Origin of the sequence: Pseudomonas sp. CH235 (assembly GCF_004368175.1) — a bacterium.
GTDB lineage: Bacteria > Pseudomonadota > Gammaproteobacteria > Pseudomonadales > Pseudomonadaceae > Aquipseudomonas > Aquipseudomonas paraglycinae.
In genome coordinates this window covers 166,741-184,389 of record NZ_RRZJ01000001.1, presented here as the reverse complement: position 1 = coordinate 184,389, position 17,649 = coordinate 166,741, and the positions used below count along the sequence as shown (strand labels likewise).

Below are 17,649 nucleotides of genomic sequence, written 5' to 3'. Positions count from 1 at the left end.
GGCTTTTTCATGGACGTTGGTTTCAGGCCGTTTTCTTTTCCGGACGATGATCGACGAAGAACGGTTTGCCTTTGGCGACCCGGTCCGAAGCCCGAGGCATGTTGACTGCCTGCGTGTCTTGCGGCTCGACGTACCAGTAGCAATGGCTGACCGCACGAGTAATGCCGACGTAGGCCAGGCGCAGGATTTCGTCTTTTTGCGCGCTGTCGTACGGCTCGCTGTCACCAGCCTTGCCCAGTCCGGCCATGCGATACACCTGATTCTTGTACGGCGAACTGGTCAGGTGCTGGCAATCGCCCAGCAGGAAGACCGCGTCGGCCTGGAGACCTTTGGCGCTGTGATAGGTCAGTTGTTTCAGGCGTCGGGACTCGTATGGCAAGCTCGAATCCACATTAACTACAGACTGAATATGCTGGTCTATCAACAACTTATCGCTGCTTTTTCGATAGAGCATCAGGATTGAATCGCCCTTTCGATAGTGTTCTGCAAGGCGCTGGCCGAGTGCCTGATCGTCGCGCTCCAGCACGTTGACCGGATGCAACAGCTTCTCTTCGCCGCTGGCCTTGGCCTTCTTGCCGGGAATCGCCGGTGCCGCACGAACGATGTGCTCCGCCGCGTCGATAATGTGCTGATGGCTGCGATAGTTTTCGCTAAGCATCACCCTCGTCGTACTCGGCGACGGGAATTCCTTGTTGAATTCCATGAAGTAACTCGGCGAACTGCCGCGCCAGCCGTAGATCGATTGCCAGTCATCGCCTACGCAAAGCAGCGAGGATCGCTGTGCACCTCGTCCGACGTGCATGGCCGGCCCGCGACTGCGGATTTCCGAGAGGCTGGCGCGAATCCACGAGACGATTTGCGGTGAAACGTCCTGAAACTCATCGATCATCAGGTGCGACATCGGCCGCAGTAACTCATCGCTGAGCAGTTTGAAGTTCTCCGGCGAATGCTCGCTGAACAGCGCGAACATGCGGTTGTAGGTCATGACCGGCGGTTTCTGATCCAGAAGGTGATCTTCCAGCGCTCGCCAGAACAGGCTCAAGGCTTCGAAGAAAAACCGGTCCGGATCGTCCTTGGCGAAACTCATACGGCCAACGGCGTCCGGCACATCCAGGCCCAGGTTCTCGATGAAGCCTGCGGCGGCGACAAAACAGTCGAGCAACGGCGCGGAAGCGAGCTCGCCCTTGACCTTGTAATCGAAGCCGGGGCCGGCGCTGACATCGCCTGCCAGCGTGGCCAATAAACGCTTTGATGACTCGTAACTATCAAGCCAGATCAATGGTTTACGACAGAAAGCTTGAAACAGGGTGCGTTTGACTGCCCACTCCGCGCGTACCGTCAGCTTGGCATTCGGACGGCAGACCTGCGGGTTTTCCCGAGGGTCGAAACCCAGAACGACCCAGGCGTCCAGGCTTGGAATGTAGCCGTGGCAATGGAACGAAGCACCGTTGATTTCGAAAGTCTCGCGGCTTGGTTCGATACCCTTGATCGGCCAGGCGCCGGCGCGGAGCCACATGTCCTCGATCATGTCGCACAGCTCTTCATCGCGCCGGGCCGCCAGCTCTGTCACTGCCACGCGCTTTTGCACGTCCGGGTGATCGCGTTCCAGCTCCTTGAGCTGCAAGGCGTGCCGGGACAATGGCTGGATCAGTTGCGCAAAGCGCGGGTCTTCCTTGTAGAGCCGGTGGTAGCAGGCGTTGAGCTGCTGGCGCTGTGCGTCGTTGATGCGCAGATCGAACGGATTGCTGTCGACGTCTTCATCCGCACCCGGCGCGCGCTGGCTGAGGTTTTCGAATGCCTGCAAGCGCTCGAACCCCGGCAGACTGCGAACCATCGGCAAAATGCGCGAGTGAAACGTACGCACCAGATCCCGCGCGTCTTTCTGACTGAGTGCCCGGCCCCACAATGCGAACAGTTCGATCAGTTTGTTGATGAAGTCCTTGCGCGACTCGCGGGTGAAGGTCACCACGGTCATCGAATCGAGCTCGAAGCCCAGGTAGTGAGTCAGCAGCACGATCCGCAGCACCAGCGTGGTGGACTTGCCGGCTCCGGCGCCGGCAATCACCGAGGTTGACGGGGTATCGCTGAAAATCATTTTCCATTGCGCCACGCTTGGCTGGGCGTGGGCTGGCAGCAGGCGCGCGACATCGGCTTTCATGCGCTTCTTCAGTTCTGCGCTGAGCGGCAGACGCCAGTCGTCGAACAAGTGATTGTCGATACCCGGCGGGCGATGCTCGGTATTGCGACTGTCGCGGATCAACAAGACCTGGCGACCCTCCTCCAGCCCGTCAGCCTTGCCTTCCTTGTACCCGTAATCCACGCCGGCGGTATGCCCGCTGCGAAAGCCGTCGGCCTGGCCGTGCAACCACGAAGCCCGGTGCTGGGCGCGCAGTTGCGTCAGACCGTGGCCAAGAAAACGCGCCGCCAGGCGTTTGAACCAGGGCATCTCGGCCAAGGGACGAAGTTCGGGAGGAAGATCGGGGGTGTGTTGCGCCACGCTGACGGACTCCGGATGTGAGGCTGTTGAGGGCTATGGTGTCTGCATTTGCTTTTTTGTTCTAGCGAAATGCTTACAGGTCATTGGTTTAGGCGATGAATTGAAGGTGGGATGAGACGGTTTCGAGCCTTTTTCATATCAACCGATTCGATTGGAATGCCGCAGTTTTTACGCTTTTTCTCGATGGTTGACTGATAGATGATGGCTGCCATCAATCACCGGTCTCGCTTCGTGGCTCAGGCATCGCGCCCCATGACGAACCTTTTGAGGAGACGATCATGCTTGAACTCAGACCCTTCAGCTCGCTGGGCGGCGCCCATCACGGCTGGTTGGATGCCCATCACCATTTTTCGTTCGCCGAGTACTACGATCCGCAACGTATGAGCTGGGGCAACCTGCGCGTGTGGAACGACGACATCATTGCCGCCGGCACGGGCTTCCCTACTCACCCGCACCGCGACATGGAAATCATCACGTACGTGCGTGAAGGTGCGATCAGCCACCAGGACAACCTGGGCAACAAGGGCCGCACCGAGGCTGGCGACGTGCAGGTCATGAGCGCCGGCACCGGAATCGCCCACAGCGAATACAACCTGGAAGCCACGGACACCAAGATCTTCCAGATCTGGATTCTGCCGACCGAAACCGGCGCACCGCCGTCCTGGGGCGCCAAACCGTTCCCGAAAGGCGACCGCGAAGGTTTCGTGACCCTCGCCAGCGGCAAGGACGGTGACGATCAGAGCCTGCGCATCCGCGCCGACGCGCGCTTGGTGGCGGCCAATATCAAGGCCGGGGAAACGGCTGAATACCGTCTCGATGCCGGGCGTCGTGCCTATCTGGTTCCGGCCACGGGCGTCATTGAAGTCAACGGCTTGCGCGCACAAGCTCGAGACGGTGTGGCGGTGGCTGATGAACAGGTGTTGACCGTCACGGCGCTGGAAGACAGCGAGATCGTGCTGGTGGATCTGGCCTGATCGGCGAATCGCGGGCACAAAAAAGGGCGACCTCAGGGTCGCCCTTTTCCGTTGTCTGGATTTATTGGGTGCTGATTGCACCGTCTACCAGGGTTTGTGCTTCAGCCACCAGTTGCTTGAGGTGGCCGTCGCCGATGAAGCTTTCAGCGTAGATCTTGTAGATGTCTTCAGTGCCCGACGGGCGCGCAGCGAACCAGCCGTTTTCAGTCATCACTTTCAGGCCGCCAATGGCCTGATCGTTGCCTGGAGCCTTGCTCAGAATGCTCTGGATCTTCTCGCCCGCCAGCTCGGTCGAGGTGACCTGCTCCGGCGACAGTTTGCTCAGCAGCGCTTTCTGTTCCGGATTGGCCTTGGCGTCGACACGCACCGAGAACGGCTCGCCCAGTTCATCGGTCAGCGCACGGTAGGCCTGGCTTGGGTCGCGTCCGGTACGGGCAGTCATTTCAGCGGCCAACAGGGCTGGAATCAGACCGTCCTTGTCAGTGCTCCAGACACCGCCGTCCTTGCGCAGGAACGAGGCGCCGGCGCTTTCTTCGCCGCCAAAACCCAGCGAGCCGTCGAACAGACCATCGGCAAACCATTTGAAGCCAACCGGTACTTCGTACAGGCGACGGCCCAGACGCTTGGCCACGCGATCGATCAGACCGCTGCTGACCACGGTTTTACCCACGGCAGCATCGGCGCGCCATTGCGGACGGTTCTGGAACAGGTAGTCGATCGACACCGCCAGGTAGTTATTCGGTGCCAGCAGGCCGCCGGACGGTGTGACGATACCGTGGCGGTCGTGATCCGGATCGCAGGCGAAGGCCACGTCAAAGCGTTCCTTCAGACCGATCAGGCCTTGCATGGCATGGCTGGACGATGGGTCCATGCGGATCTGCCCGTCCCAGTCGACGGTCATGAAGCGGAATGTCGAATCGACTTCCTTGTTCACCACAACCAGGTCCAGACGATAGTGCTCGGCAATCGCCGACCAGTAGCGCACCCCTGCTCCGCCCAACGGATCGACGCCCAGGCGCAGTTTGGCTCCGCGAATGGCATCGAAGTCGATGACGTTGATCAGGTCGGCGACGTAGGTGTTGACGTAGTCGTGACGGTGGGTGGTTTCGGCCTTGAGCGCTTGCTCGAAGCTGATGCGTTTGACGCCGGCCAGTTTGTTGGCCAGCAGTTCGTTGGCCTTGGCTTCGATCCACTTGGTGATATGGGTGTCGGCCGGGCCGCCGTTGGTTGGGTTGTATTTGTAGCCGCCGCTTTGAGGCGGGTTGTGCGACGGCGTAATGACGATGCCGTCGGCAAGGCCCGTGGTGCGACCACGGTTGTAGCAAAGAATGGCGTGGGAGACTGCCGGGGTGGGCGTGTATTCATCGCCTTCGGCGATCATTACGGTCACGCCGTTGGCCGCCAGCACTTCCAGGGCGCTGGCCCCGGCCGGGGTCGACAACGCATGGGTGTCGATACCGACGAACAGCGGCCCGGTGATGCCTTGGGCTTCGCGATACAGGCAGATCGCCTGGCTGATGGCCAGAACGTGCCACTCGTTGAAACTCAAATCAAAGGAACTGCCCCGGTGCCCGGAGGTGCCGAACGCCACGCGCTGGGTGGAAACCGAGGCGTCGGGTTGACCGGTGTAATACGCCGTAACCAGTCGCGGGATGTCGACCAACAGTTCTGCCGGTGCCGGTTTGCCCGCAAAAGGACTGAGTGTCATGCAAAACCTCTGAAATAGAGTGGTTCAGGAAATTACACCGGAGTTTACTGGCAGTTTGTCCGGAGTGCGATGGGGTCTATTGCGTACAAGCCGAGTGTTTGCGCGCATCTGTCCGCGGAGCCAGTCGCAACGCATCCCCAAGCAGTCCGACAAGTCTTAACAACTCGTGTTCCGTGCCACCAATCGCGCTCAAACGCATGTGCTGCGCGTGCAACCCTCTGAGGCTGAACAACTCCCCCGGAGCAATCAGCACGTGCTGCTTGAGCAACCGTTGAAACACGGCATCCATCACGACCGGGCGCGCAGAATGCAGCCAGATTGTTGCGCCGCCATCAGGTTCCACGATTTGCAGAAAGTCGCCCAGACGCTCACGTATCAAATCGATCCATTGCGTTCGGCGCTCTCTGAGCAAGTGCTTGAGCACTGGCAGATGCTGGTCGACCCGCCCGCTCGCATAGAGCCGGGCAATGGCTTTCTGGCGGATCGGTGACAGGCGGAACGAACGCAGCAGGAAGTGACGCTGCAGGTCCGCACGCCATTGCCGCGACAGGACAAAACCGTAAGGTGCTTCGACCCCGATGATTTTTTCGAACATGGAAAACACCAACAAGCGGTCGGGATCCACCAACTCGCGCAGCGGCTCCCCTTCGGCGTCGTCCAGCAAGTCGCCGTGGCAATCATTTTCCAGCAACCAGGTGCCATGACTCAGCAGCAAATGCGCAATGGCTTCACGGCTGGCCGGCGGGATACGACTACCGTGGGGCATGTTCAATCTGGAGGACAGCAGGATCAATCGCACCCGCTCGCTTTCAAGCAGTCTCTGGAGTTTCTGCGGATCGAATGCCCCGTCCGGCTGTAGCGGCAACTCGATCACCTGAACCTCGGCGGACTGGAAAAGGCGCAGGATCATCCAGTCACACGGCGATTCGATCACCACGGTTGCGTGGCGCAGCTCAAGGACGGCGATCAGGATTTCCAGCACTCCTCGCAGATCGGCACCGATGTAGACGTCTTCAGCGTGCCAGCAATGAGCGGCCGATGACGTGTAGCGGGCCGCCAGCAACGTGCGCAATTCCAGTTCTCCGCAAGGCTGGGCCGGCGTTTGCAGGTGCCGGGGATACTGGCGCAACAGCTCTCGTTCAAGCATCAGCAACGGACGATCGAGGGGCTGGATCGACGCCGGCTCGTCGGCGCTCAATACCTGCATGCCAGTGCATCTGGCATTGACGTACACCGTTTCCAGCAAATCACCGCCGCGTCCGGGCGGCATGACCGACGATGCAGGCTGCGCGAAGTATCCGGATTTGGCGACGGAATAGACCCGGCCTTCTTTCTCCAGTAGCGCGTAAGCATATTGAATAGTCGATATCGAAACGTTCAACCGCTCGGCCAACTGCCTTAACGATGGCAGTCGAATCGCCCCTTGGTTGCCCGGCTCGCTGATCAGTTGCGTCAGGTAGCGATAGACCGCCTGGTAGGCAAAATCAGATTCTCTCGGCTCACTCATGAGCGTACGTCCGCAGAGGTGTCCGTGTGATCGGGCGACAAAATCCCATTCAACCTTCCGCCGAGCGGTCGCCCAGAGTGACCTCGTGCTCGGGCAACTCCTGAGCTTGTGCGACGTGTTCGCCCATCCGGACAGCCCCCATTGCATATAACCGGCAGATCAGTCGCAGGGGCAAACCGCTGACATCAGTCATCCATTGCAAGACCTGCTCCGGCGCGTGCAAACCCTGCATGGCGCGGTGCAGGTCCGGCATGGCGACCAGCATGCCGGGGTGACAAGTGCGCAGGAATCGCTCGAGACCGGCACCGGAATTGTTGAAGGGAGCGAACAACAGACAAACCAGTTGCGACTCATTGATACTGAAATTCTTTTGCAGGGACGACGCTGCCAGCGACCGATGCTCGGCGAGATCTTTGTCGAACGTGGCAACGAAGCGTTCGCAAATCTGCTCGGGCGTGTTCCTGCGGCGCATCGTGGCCAGGCATTGCTGCAGATAGTCCGATACGCCGGCCTCGTAGGTACTCCCTTCGATGTAACTGGCTTGCAGTCCCTTCAAATAGCCGCCGATCAAGGGATCAGCGCACTCGCCGGGGCGGGCTTCAAACATCATCTCGTCAGCCTGAAACCCGAGAAAATCGCTGAGCAAGGGCCAGCGCTCCTCCATTTTGCCGACGACCATATCGTCGATCCCGATATAGCTGGTGCGACGACAGGCTTCGAACTCGCCGAGCGGACGCCACGGCACCCGATCGTCTTGCGAGTAGAGTTCGCGATAACAATCGCCGCCGATATTGTCGAGCAGACTGAACAGTTCATCGAACCCGCCGCCCTTTCGCGACAGATCGCCCATGCCGACCTTGCGCACTGCGCGGTCCAGCCCATCGAGAAACTGCTCCTGACGGTGTGCGCTGTCGCTACTGATCAATGCATCGACACCGTTGTTCCATCGGGCGACCTGACCGTAGAACTCGGCGGTGGTCAAGTACTCGTTATCCCACAACGTCAGCTCCTCATTCCATCCACGACGATGCCCGACCATCAACAGGTCGATTCTGCCGGCTTCACGACCTTCATCGCAGACAGGTGTCAGATGGTTGAAAGGCAGAATCTCGCGATGATCGACCATCAACAGTTCGACCCTCGGATCGTCATGCAGAAACAGGGCGCTGAAACTGCGATGCAGATTGTGCAATGCCGAAGCCGGTAAGCCATTGCTCCGCAAGGTTGCGACCCGTAACTGGAACGTGGCCGGTGCACGCCCGGCAATGCTCAGCTGGGCAGCACGCAACAGGGCCAGGCTGTAGCTGCAATCTCGTGTGCCGGACTGAATCGTCATCACCTTGAATTCACCGATGCGATCCATACCACCGGCAGCGACCGCCAGCCGCTGGATCAACAGCTGCAATGCCGTGCGCTCGGCACGGGAAAAGAAACTCAGCAGTCGTTGCAATACTTGCTGGTAGACATAATTCATTGCCTGATCATGGATCGTGCTCATCAGTACTTCACCCGGTATCAAAGGTTTTATATCGCACGGACGCAAATGGCGGACGCACAATCATTCTTCATTAATTAATAGACGCTGAAATGCTAACACTTAAGCTTTTGTAGTTATTTGAAACAGTTGAGCGCGCGGCATTTTAGAATCACGAAGGGCGTGACCGAAAGCCCCGTCGTTGCTGGGCCCCTTGCAAGGTCGAGCTTTCCTAGGAAACTTCTTACAAGCCCCTGCACATGATGAGCACAAGAAAAAAAGAAGGGATTACATGACGCGCCTACAAACTTTAAACAAAAGTTTGAGATGCAATGATAAACAGCAGATTGATACTGCACAGAACAAATAGAATGCACAGACATAGCTCATTCCTTGAGATGAAAGTAGTCATTCAATTATCAGGGTCTGGAGGGCAATTAGAAGATACAGATCGAGAGCAAAAACCAGTTCAGTTGCTGAACGTCCCCAGGTGTATGGCCCAGGGGCTTCTCGATATCTGAAGGATTAAACGCACAAGAGTCCGTGCGGCCACGGACTCTGATTGGAAGGGTCAGGCAGTTTCGATTTGCAGGGCAACCCGCTCGCGGCATGGGCATTCGTCCATGTAGCGGTGAGCTTCGACAAACTCGTTGAACGGAAACACACGAGTCTTGAGCGGCACCAGCACACGGTCGGCAGTGAGCTGGTTGATATCACGCAAGGCACGCTGCAAGGCAACGTGATCCTGAATGATGCCGAGCTCCGGTTTGCCGGTGAAGTTGCCGATGCAATGCACGAAGAACTGAATGTTCTTCTGGAACGCCGCGCAGGCCGGGAATGGCGTCTGGTTGCCGCCCTGCAGGCCGTACAGCACCAGGCTGCCACGGGGTGCCAGTACATCGCCGAGCAGCGACATCTGTGGCCCGCCGAGACCGTCGAACACCACGTCGACGCCGCGGTTGTCGGTGATCTTGTTGATCCGCATCAACAAGTCTTCTTCTTCAGTGACGATCACTTTCTCGGCACCGAGCGACAGCAGATACTCACGTTCCTCCGCCGTTTTGGTGGCAGCAATCACCCGCACACCCAGCGCCTTGCCCAACTGGACGAAGGACGGACCGGCACAGTGGCTGGCGTCGGTCACCAGGGCGAACTGCCCGGGTTTGACCCGTGCCAGATCAACGTAACCGAAATAGGCGATCAACAGCGGCGTGTAATGCACGCTGGCTTCAATCGGGCTGAGCACGTCCGGATAACGGGTCAGCGCGGTGCGCGGCAGAACGATCAGTTCGCCGTAGACCGGGTAATCGTTGGGGCTCTCGGCCGGGAAGCTGGCCACCTTGTCGCCCACGGCGAGATCTTCGACGCCGTCGCCGATCGCCGTGACCACGCCGGCCATTTCATGACCGAGGCCGGAAGGCAGACGCGCCTGGGACGACGCCAGATTCTGGCGCCAGAGCGTGTCATACCAGCTGATGCCGATTGCCTCGACACGCACCTGCACTTCGCCAGGACCTGGCTGAGCAGCCGCATGCTCTTCGCATTTGAGCACCTCGGCTGGACCAAACTTGTGAAAACGGATCGTGCGGGACATCGCAAACCTCGTCAAAGTAACCTCTAATGCCATGAACTCTATCTGGGCTTTCCAGCCAAGACTATCAGTGGCTATTAATAGTCGACATGCCTGTCATTGATTCCGCAGCATGGTCAGCATTGAAAAAATCCATGAAAAAACTGCTGCCGCCTTCTCAGTAAAGCTGAATTACCCGGTGCAGACTACCAGCCTTTCCCCGTAAGATTCATGCCGGCCATTGTTCTCATATGGTCGCTCTCGTCAAGCTTGATGACTCTGCCAGGACTCCAGATGAATCGTAATGACCTGCGTCGTGTCGACCTCAACCTGTTGATCGTGTTCGAAACGCTGATGCATGAGCGCAGCGTGACCCGTGCGGCGGAAAAGCTGTTTCTCGGCCAGCCGGCGATCAGCGCGGCGCTTTCGCGCCTGCGTGGCCTGTTCGACGATCCTTTGTTTGTGCGCACCGGGCGCAGCATGGAGCCTTCCGCCCGCGCGGTGGAAATCTTCGCCCTGCTCTCCCCGGCCCTGGACTCGATTTCGACAGCCGTCAGCCGCGCAGCGGAATTCGACCCCGCCACCAGCACTTCAGTATTTCGCATCGGCCTGTCGGACGACGTCGAATTCGCGTTGCTGCCAATGTTGCTCAAGCGCCTGCGCGCCGAGGCACCCGGGATCGTGCTGGTAGTACGCCGCGTCAACTACATCCTGATGCCCGGCCTGCTCGCCTCCGGCGAAATCTCCATCGGCGTCAGCTACACCACCGACCTGCCGGCCAACGCCAAACGCAAGGTCCTGCGCCGCAGCGCACCCAAATTGCTGCGCGCCGATACTGTGCCGGGACCGTTGAGTCTCGACGATTACTGCGCCCGACCGCATGCGCTGGTGTCGTTCGCCGGCGACCTCAGTGGTTTCGTCGATGAAGAGCTGGAAAAACTCGAACGTAAACGGCATGTGGTACTGGCGGTGCCGCAGTTCAACGGACTGGGTACGCTGCTGGCGGGCACCGACATCGTCGCGACCGTGCCTGATTACACGGCGGAAGCGCTGACGGCGGCTGGTGGTCTTCGCGCGGAAGATCCACCGTTGCCGACACGCACTTTCGAGCTGCACATGGCGTGGCGTGGGTCGCAGGACAACGATCCGGGTGAGCGGTGGTTGCGGTCGCGGATTCAGATGTTTTTTGGGGATCCTGACAGTCTCTAGGCTTCTATTGGAATATCTCCTGATTACGGACGGACTTGAAGCGTTTTGGCAAACCGCATCAAAGGTGCAACGCAGGCTTGGCCTGGCGAACGCCATCTACAGAAGGGACGCGGACCCGCAGCGCAATCAGTAACGCGGCGAGCAGCATCAGCACGGCAGCCGCTACGAACACGGCTGCACTTCCTCCGAGGTTGAACATCGCACCGCCAGCGGCCGCGCCCGTTGCTATGGCGGACTGCACAGAGGCCACCACCATGCCTCCGGCGCTTTCCGCCTGATCAGGTACCGCATTGGCGACCCAGTTCGACCACGCCACCGGCACACCACCAAAGGCCAGGCCCCAGATCGCCAGCAGTACCGCCTGCCCCGGCACCGACGCTGGCAACAGCACCAACGCCAGTGCTGCGACGCCGACCAGCGCGGGCATCAACACCAGAGTTGCCAGCGGGTGGCGCTCCAGCAATCTCCCGGCCAGCAACGTACCGACGAAGTTCGCCACACCGAACCCCAGCAGCATCAATGACAGCCCCTGCGAGCCGATGCCAGTAGTCCCTTCAAGGAATGGCCGAACATAAGTGAACATCGCAAAGTGCCCGCTGTGCACCAGTACACAGCCGAACATGCCGATGGCGATGCCCGGACGCTGCAACACCTCGAAAACGGTGCGCAGTCTTGCCGGCCGGCGCGGCGCGAGGCGCGGCAGAGTGAGCGACTGGAAAGCCAGGGTCACCAGGCCTACCGCCGCCGCTGCAAAGAACGCGCTGCGCCAGCCATATAACCCGCCCAGATAACTGCCCAGCGGCACTGCCACCACCGTCCCAATGGCTATGCCGCTGAAAATGATCGACAACGCCCGAGGCAACAGAGCATTCGGCACCAGGCGCATCGCTACCGCTGCCGCCATGCTCCAGAACCCGCCAAGGGCAATACCCAGCAAGATGCGCATCAACAACAGCACCACGAAGCTGGAAGAAACGGCGACCAACAGATTCGAGGCGACCATCAACGTGGAAAAGCCCAGCAACACCCAACGTCGGTCGATGCTGCGGGTCAGACCTGGCACCAACAAGCCAGCGAACAGCGCCACCACGGCTGTTACCGTCACCGCCTGGCCAGCCAGCGCTTCGGACACTCCCAGTTCGGTAGCCATCAGCGTCAACAAACTTGCGGGAAGGTACTCAGCGGTGAGTAATCCGAACACACCCATTGCCAATGAGAAGACGGCCATCCACGCGGGCGTCGCAGGCTCTACATCCGCACCGACGCCGCAATGGCGGTCGGATACGGCGTTACATACACAGTTATTCATCGCACGGATCTCCCAATGTTCATTGCGAGCCGAGTCTAGGCGCTGAAAACTGGATGATCTATGATCCAAAGTCTCTACTTTTTGATCAAAACCCCTGAACGATGTCTGCAGACCAGTTTGCTCTCTCCTCGGACCTCATCAATGAGCTATTGCGCGGCATGCGCCTGCGTGGCGTTGAATACCGGCGTATCCAGGCGGGTCCAACGTTCGGATTGAGCTTCGCGGAAAAACCTGGGCACGCCTGGTTCCACTTCATGGCCGTTGGCAATGCGGTACTGCAAATGGAGGACGGCAACACCTACGCGCTGTCTGCCGGCAACGCCGTGTTCATCTCCCATGGCGCGTCCCATCAACTGTTTTCCCATCCGGACGTGCCTGTTCAAGACATCGACCGTCTAGACGGCGAAACCTTGGGTGACACCGTCAGCGCGGTGGATACCGGAGCGGATGCCAGCCCCACGCCGAGCACTATCTTGTTCAGTGGTTGCATGGAGTTTGAACTGGGCAGTATCCATGGGCTCGGCCGGCTGATGCCGGGCCTGATGCTGATTGATGCCGGTGGCCAGCGTTATCCCGGGCTGGTGCCGATCCTGACCACTATGGAACGGGAGGTCAGCGCCGCCCGTGTCGGCTTCGCCGGTATCCTCGCGCGGTTGGCCGACGTGGTGGCCGCCATGGTCGTTCGCGGCTGGGTTGAATGCGCCTGCGGCAATGCTTCCGGGCTGATCGCCGCCTTGCGCGATCCACGCTTGGCCGGTGCATTGCTTGCGCTCCACCAACAACCGGGCCGCGAATGGACCGTTGCGCAGTTGGCAGAGCACTGCAATACCTCGCGCTCTGTATTTGCGGAGCGCTTCCAGGTCACGATTGGCATGTCTCCGCTGCGCTACGTGACCGAACTGCGAATGCGGCTTGCAAGCCAGTGGCTGACGCTCGAAAGACTGCCGATTGAAGAGGTGGCGCAGCGTTTGGGCTATACCTCCCAGGCTGCTTTCAGTCGTGCATTCAAGCGTATTACGGGCAGGACACCGGGTTTGAGTCGCAAGGCGAGGCAGCCCGCGATTACTTGAAGTCGAGCGCAAGGAATCGATGATCCTTGCCCCTGTCTCACTTACCGCCCGTTACGTCGAGGAATGTACCGGTAACAAATGATGCCTCTGCGCCAGCCAGCCATAAAATGGCCCGCGCCACTTCCTCCGGCTGCCCGCCTCGCCCCATCGGGATCGAGTCCTTGACACGATCGACCCGCCCCGGCTCGCCGCCGCTGGCGTGCATGTCGGTATAGATATGTCCGGGGCGAATACAGTTGACGCGTATTCCTTCCCGGGCGACCTCTTTGGCGAATCCGATGGTGAACGTTTCCAGCGCACCCTTTGATGCTGCGTAGTCCACATATTCATTCGGACTGCCCAGACGGGCCGAGGCCGACGACACATTGATCACCACGCCGCCCGCACCGCCGTGCCGCAGGGACATGCGCTTTACGGCCTGCTGGGCGCACAGTATCGGCCCGAGCGCATTGACCGCAAAGATGCGTTGCATGCGTTCGAAACCCAGGTCTTCGAGACGTGACTGTTGCGCCAGCACCCCAGCGTTATTGACCAGGACATCGATGCGCCCGAACGTGTGGTCGATCGCGGTAAAAAGACTCGCGACCTGCTCGGGATCGGCACTGTCGGCGCGCATCGCCAACGCCTTGCGCCCCATCGCTTCGACATCCGCCGCAACCGCCAGCGCGGCGGACTCATTGGCAACGTAACTGATCGCGACATCGTAGCCTTGGGCAGCAGCGAGTCGGGCGGTGGCGGCGCCTACTCCACGACTGCCACCCGTGATCAGAATCAGCGGAGCCTGCGAGACGTTGACCATGAAAACTACTCCTGAGCAAATAAAGCCGAATCAGCCGATGATGATCGCGCCGCTGGCGATCACCACACATGCCAGCATCCGGCGGACGGTAAGTGTTTCGCCGAGGAACAGGTAGCCAAGCAGTGCCGCAAACAGCACGCTGGTTTCACGCAGGGCTGACACCGCGCCCAGCGGGGCTTCGTTCATCGCGTAGATAACGATTGCATAGGCAAACAGAGAGACCAGCCCGCCCATTGCCGCAGCGAACATTCCGGGCCGGATCGAAAACAGGCTGCGGGCATCGCGCAAACCGATGTAGACCACCGGCATCAGCACGCCCCACAAGGCACTCATCCACACCGTGTAGGCCAGCGGTGCACCGGAAAGCCGCGCGCCAATGCCATCGACCACGCTATACGCCGCGATAAAGCAGCCGGTTCCCAATGCGTAAGGCAGGCTTGGCACCGACAGCCTGCGTCCCCGAAAAGCCAGCGAAATGATTCCGCCTGACACCAGCGCAATGCCGAGCAATTCGCCGGGGGTGATGTTTTCGCCGGCAAACAATGCGGCGCCCAGCGTGATCAACGCGGGCGAAGAACCGCGCGAAATCGGATAAATCTGCCCAAGATCGCCGACCCGGTAACTGCGCACCAGAAACAGGTTGTAGCCAACGTGCAGCAATGCCGACAGCAGTGCAAATCCCCAGCTAAGAGGTGCAGGCGCCACCATGAACATCGCGGCGACTGCACAGACTATGGCGATGGCAACGCACATCACCGTCATCGACCAAAGCCGATCGGCACCGCCGCGCAGCAGCGCGTTCCAGCTGGCGTGCAGCAGCGCGGCGAACAGGACAAGGAGGACGAGATGAGTAGGCATTGGCCATTTTAGGCAGCCCGAACGGCCGGATTACAGAGAAGACTCCTCACTGTGCCATGAGCGATTCTTCATACTTCAAACGAGCTCGCCCCGCACTTTAATTGCCTCGCTGAGTAACCACTCGCGAAAACTCACAATGTGCGGCTGTACCTCAACGCCCTTGGGACAGACGAAGTAGTAGGCAAGCGGTGACTGAAACGGCACATCGAACAGCCGCACCAGACGGCCATCGTCGATTTCCTTCTCGACATGCCCGCTGCGCACCAGAGCAATGCCATGGCCGAGCAAAGCTGCCTCGACCGTCATATTGGTATCGCCAAACCTGACGCTTTCCCGCAGCGGCAAAAACGCCAGCCCGACGGACTGGAACCACGCTTCCCATTTCGGCGCCAGTTCGGCACCGTCGCGAGCCAGCAGCGGCAACTGCAACAAATCGGCGGGACTGCCGGGCATTCCGACGCGTTGCAGCAGTTCGGGACTGGCCACCGGGAAAACCTGCTCACCGAACAAAAACTGTGAATACAGACCGGGATAGTCGCCCTTGCCCAAGCGAATCGCGACATCGGCTTCGCTGCTGGCGAAGTGGATGACCTTGTCCGTGGTGTCCAATGACACCAACAGTTCCGGGTGCTGGCGGGCCAGGCTCGGCAAGCGTGGCAGCAACCATTTCAACGCAAAGGAATACGTCGTGCTGACGCTGAGCCGGACCCTGCCCTTTTGCTCACGCAGATCAGCCAGCGTCGCCTCAAGGCTCATGAAAAACTCGCGCACAATCGGCGCCAGGGCAGCGCCCGCGGGCGTAAGGCGTAACGACTTGCCCCGTTCAAACAGCTGCAAGCCCCAAAGTTCTTCCAGGTGTCGCAGTTGATGGCTGACCGCGCTCTGGGTCACATGCAGTTCCTGCGCGGCGGCGGTGAACGTCGGGTGCCGGGTGGATACTTCGAAAGCGCGCAAGGTCGCGGTCGGGGGTAGATCTCTCATAAACACAGGGTCCGGGAATGGCAAAACATCGAGGCATGAGTATCAGGTCATGTTAGAGCGAAATGTTGTGGGTTGCCTGTTCCGGGTCACAGGACTGTTGATGTTGGCGTATTGCTCCAGCAGCCAGGCGAGGTCTTTGTAAACAAGCGCCATATGCTCCGCAAGGATGTCGAGGCTCGGTAACTTCAGCGGAATATTTAATCGCCGCATAATCCTCACCGCGCAATTTCGCCTGCGACAGTTGCCGATCACGCAACACAGAATTGTCATCGAATCGATTGATAGCCTCCTAACGAAAGGTGCATGCTAGAGGGCTTTCCTCGGGCATATATCATTCCGAATGATAGTTACCTTCGTGTCATTCGATTCGTTTGCCATCTACCCGCCGAGCATCATCCGCCCATCTTCAATACATTGGCGGATGCATCCATGGAACAATCACTCAAACATTTGCGCTTCCCGTTGGCTCTATTGGCCGTGCTGGTGATGAGCGCGTGCGGCAAGACTCCGGAAACCGCCGCCACCATGCCCGCTGCCAAGGTCAGCGTGGCCAAGGTGCTGGAACAACCGGTCAACGAGTGGGACGAATTCACCGGGCGCCTCGAGGCGCCGGAAACCGTTGAAATCCGTCCGCGGGTCTCCGGCCAGATCGACGAAGTCGCCTTCACCGAAGGTGCGCTGGTCAAGAAAGGCGACCTGCTGTTCCAGATCGACCCGCGTCCGTTCCAGGCTGAGGTCCGCCGCCTCGAAGCTCTGGTTGCCCAGGCCCGCGCCAACGCCACCCGCAGTGAAAACGAAGCCGGCCGTGGCGAACGCCTACGTGCCAGCAACGCCATCTCCGCTGAACTGGCCGACTCGCGCACCAGCGCTGCACAAGAAGCTCGTGCTGCTGTCGGCGCGCTACAAGCGCAACTGGATCTGGCCAAACTGAACCTGAGCTTCACCCGTGTAACCGCACCGATCAGCGGCCGCGTCAGCCGTGCCGAGATCACCGCCGGTAACCTGGTGACCGCCGACACCACTCCGCTGACCAGCGTTGTGTCCACCGACAAGGTCTACGCCTACTTCGACGCCGACGAGCGTGTGTTCCTCAAATACACCCAACTCGCCCGTCAAGGTCAGCGCGGTGCAACTACTCCGGTGTACATGGGCCTGTCCAATGAAGACGGCAACCCGCACCTGGGCCAGATGAACTTTATCGACAACCAGGTCAACCCGAAGACCGGCACCATCCGTGGTCGCGCGGTGTTCGACAACAGCGACGGCAGCTACACCCCGGGTCTGTATGCACGCCTGAAACTGGTCGGCAGCGGCACCTACAACGCCATGTTGATCAACGACGAAGCGGTCGGTACCGACCTCGGCAAGAAGTTCGTGCTGGTGATGGATGGCGACAACAAGACCGCCTACCGCGCCGTCGAACTCGGTCCGAAGATCGAAGGCCTGCGTATCGTGCGCAGCGGCCTGAACAAGGACGACACGATCGTCGTCAAGGGCCTGCAACGGGTTCGTCCTGGCTCCCCGGTTTCGCCTGAAGTGATCCCGATGGCCAGCGAGCAAACCATTGCCGCTCTCGCTCAACAACGACAAGCGCTGGAAGCCAGCAACCTGCCCAAAGTCGCACCTGCCAAAGGCGCGCCGGGTTCGGTTGTGAAGCTGGCTGCTGCGACCCCACGCGGTTAAGGGACGACAA

At 59.7% G+C, this 17,649-nt stretch carries 13 protein-coding genes; 4 read left to right on the top strand and 9 right to left on the bottom strand.

What is annotated here, in order from left to right:
- Window positions 1-22: 22 nt before the first annotated feature.
- The gene (locus EIY71_RS00770) at window positions 23-2,497 is read right to left on the bottom strand and encodes a UvrD-helicase domain-containing protein (protein ID WP_134019911.1); all 2,475 of its coding nucleotides are present in this window, start codon (window positions 2,495-2,497) and stop codon (window positions 23-25) included.
- 278 nt (window positions 2,498-2,775) lie between these two features.
- Between EIY71_RS00770 and EIY71_RS00765 the strand changes: the two genes are divergently transcribed.
- Window positions 2,776-3,471, top strand: coding sequence for a pirin family protein (locus tag EIY71_RS00765; protein WP_085683700.1), 696 nt, complete (start codon window positions 2,776-2,778; stop codon window positions 3,469-3,471).
- A 61-nt stretch (window positions 3,472-3,532) separates the two neighbouring features.
- On the opposite strand, the gene pgm is transcribed toward EIY71_RS00765, so the two are convergent.
- The 4 genes from pgm to EIY71_RS00745 all read right to left on the bottom strand — a co-directional run bounded on the left by pgm (window position 3,533) and on the right by EIY71_RS00745 (window position 9,754).
- Window positions 3,533-5,179: a phosphoglucomutase (alpha-D-glucose-1,6-bisphosphate-dependent) gene (pgm, locus tag EIY71_RS00760; protein WP_134019908.1), complete on the bottom strand. Its 1,647-nt coding sequence runs from the start codon at window positions 5,177-5,179 to the stop codon at window positions 3,533-3,535.
- 76 nt (window positions 5,180-5,255) lie between these two features.
- The gene (locus EIY71_RS00755) at window positions 5,256-6,686 is read right to left on the bottom strand and encodes a PLP-dependent aminotransferase family protein (RefSeq protein WP_134019905.1); all 1,431 of its coding nucleotides are present in this window, start codon (window positions 6,684-6,686) and stop codon (window positions 5,256-5,258) included.
- 49 nt (window positions 6,687-6,735) lie between these two features.
- The gene (locus tag EIY71_RS00750) at window positions 6,736-8,184 is read right to left on the bottom strand and encodes a hypothetical protein (RefSeq protein ID WP_134019902.1); all 1,449 of its coding nucleotides are present in this window, start codon (window positions 8,182-8,184) and stop codon (window positions 6,736-6,738) included.
- Between the two features lie 547 nt (window positions 8,185-8,731).
- Window positions 8,732-9,754: a zinc-dependent alcohol dehydrogenase family protein gene (locus tag EIY71_RS00745; protein WP_102686200.1), complete on the bottom strand. Its 1,023-nt coding sequence runs from the start codon at window positions 9,752-9,754 to the stop codon at window positions 8,732-8,734.
- A 270-nt stretch (window positions 9,755-10,024) separates the two neighbouring features.
- On the opposite strand from EIY71_RS00745, the gene EIY71_RS00740 reads away from it, so the two are divergent.
- Window positions 10,025-10,939, top strand: a complete 915-nt coding sequence (locus EIY71_RS00740; RefSeq protein WP_074690647.1) for a LysR family transcriptional regulator — start codon at window positions 10,025-10,027, stop codon at window positions 10,937-10,939.
- Between the two features lie 58 nt (window positions 10,940-10,997).
- Here the strand turns inward: EIY71_RS00740 and EIY71_RS00735 are convergent, their stop codons facing one another.
- Window positions 10,998-12,248 carry an MFS transporter gene (locus EIY71_RS00735; protein ID WP_134019899.1) on the bottom strand — a complete coding sequence of 417 codons (1,251 nt, stop codon included), beginning with the start codon at window positions 12,246-12,248 and terminating at the stop codon, window positions 10,998-11,000.
- A 101-nt stretch (window positions 12,249-12,349) separates the two neighbouring features.
- Between EIY71_RS00735 and EIY71_RS00730 the strand changes: the two genes are divergently transcribed.
- Window positions 12,350-13,318 carry an AraC family transcriptional regulator gene (locus EIY71_RS00730; protein WP_134019896.1) on the top strand — a complete coding sequence of 323 codons (969 nt, stop codon included), beginning with the start codon at window positions 12,350-12,352 and terminating at the stop codon, window positions 13,316-13,318.
- Window positions 13,319-13,355: 37 nt separating this feature from the next.
- On the opposite strand, the gene EIY71_RS00725 is transcribed toward EIY71_RS00730, so the two are convergent.
- The 3 genes from EIY71_RS00725 to gcvA all read right to left on the bottom strand — a co-directional run bounded on the left by EIY71_RS00725 (window position 13,356) and on the right by gcvA (window position 15,956).
- Window positions 13,356-14,117: an SDR family oxidoreductase gene (locus EIY71_RS00725; RefSeq protein ID WP_134019893.1), complete on the bottom strand. Its 762-nt coding sequence runs from the start codon at window positions 14,115-14,117 to the stop codon at window positions 13,356-13,358.
- A gap of 30 nt (window positions 14,118-14,147) precedes the next feature.
- On the bottom strand, window positions 14,148-14,975 hold the full coding sequence (locus EIY71_RS00720) for a DMT family transporter (protein WP_134019890.1): 828 nt from the start codon (window positions 14,973-14,975) through the stop codon (window positions 14,148-14,150).
- A gap of 75 nt (window positions 14,976-15,050) precedes the next feature.
- Window positions 15,051-15,956, bottom strand: a complete 906-nt coding sequence (gene gcvA / locus EIY71_RS00715; protein ID WP_134019886.1) for a transcriptional regulator GcvA — start codon at window positions 15,954-15,956, stop codon at window positions 15,051-15,053.
- 429 nt (window positions 15,957-16,385) lie between these two features.
- Between gcvA and mexE the strand changes: the two genes are divergently transcribed.
- Window positions 16,386-17,639 carry a multidrug efflux RND transporter periplasmic adaptor subunit MexE gene (mexE, locus tag EIY71_RS00710; RefSeq protein WP_011334072.1) on the top strand — a complete coding sequence of 418 codons (1,254 nt, stop codon included), beginning with the start codon at window positions 16,386-16,388 and terminating at the stop codon, window positions 17,637-17,639.
- Window positions 17,640-17,649 lie beyond the last annotated feature (10 nt).

What these genes read in the sequence shown, in the direction of transcription:
- EIY71_RS00765 (WP_085683700.1), top strand. Translation starts at nt 2,776, where the DNA reads ATGCTTGAACTCAGACCCTTCAGCTCGCTGGGCGGCGCCCATCACGGC.
- pgm (WP_134019908.1), bottom strand. Translation starts at nt 5,179, where the DNA reads ATGACACTCAGTCCTTTTGCGGGCAAACCGGCACCGGCAGAACTGTTG.
- EIY71_RS00755 (WP_134019905.1), bottom strand. Translation starts at nt 6,686, where the DNA reads ATGAGTGAGCCGAGAGAATCTGATTTTGCCTACCAGGCGGTCTATCGC.
- EIY71_RS00750 (WP_134019902.1), bottom strand. Translation starts at nt 8,184, where the DNA reads ATGAGCACGATCCATGATCAGGCAATGAATTATGTCTACCAGCAAGTA.
- EIY71_RS00745 (WP_102686200.1), bottom strand. Translation starts at nt 9,754, where the DNA reads ATGTCCCGCACGATCCGTTTTCACAAGTTTGGTCCAGCCGAGGTGCTC.
- EIY71_RS00740 (WP_074690647.1), top strand. Translation starts at nt 10,025, where the DNA reads ATGAATCGTAATGACCTGCGTCGTGTCGACCTCAACCTGTTGATCGTG.
- EIY71_RS00735 (WP_134019899.1), bottom strand. Translation starts at nt 12,248, where the DNA reads ATGAATAACTGTGTATGTAACGCCGTATCCGACCGCCATTGCGGCGTC.
- EIY71_RS00730 (WP_134019896.1), top strand. Translation starts at nt 12,350, where the DNA reads ATGTCTGCAGACCAGTTTGCTCTCTCCTCGGACCTCATCAATGAGCTA.
- EIY71_RS00725 (WP_134019893.1), bottom strand. Translation starts at nt 14,117, where the DNA reads ATGGTCAACGTCTCGCAGGCTCCGCTGATTCTGATCACGGGTGGCAGT.
- EIY71_RS00720 (WP_134019890.1), bottom strand. Translation starts at nt 14,975, where the DNA reads ATGCCTACTCATCTCGTCCTCCTTGTCCTGTTCGCCGCGCTGCTGCAC.
- gcvA (WP_134019886.1), bottom strand. Translation starts at nt 15,956, where the DNA reads ATGAGAGATCTACCCCCGACCGCGACCTTGCGCGCTTTCGAAGTATCC.
- mexE (WP_011334072.1), top strand. Translation starts at nt 16,386, where the DNA reads ATGGAACAATCACTCAAACATTTGCGCTTCCCGTTGGCTCTATTGGCC.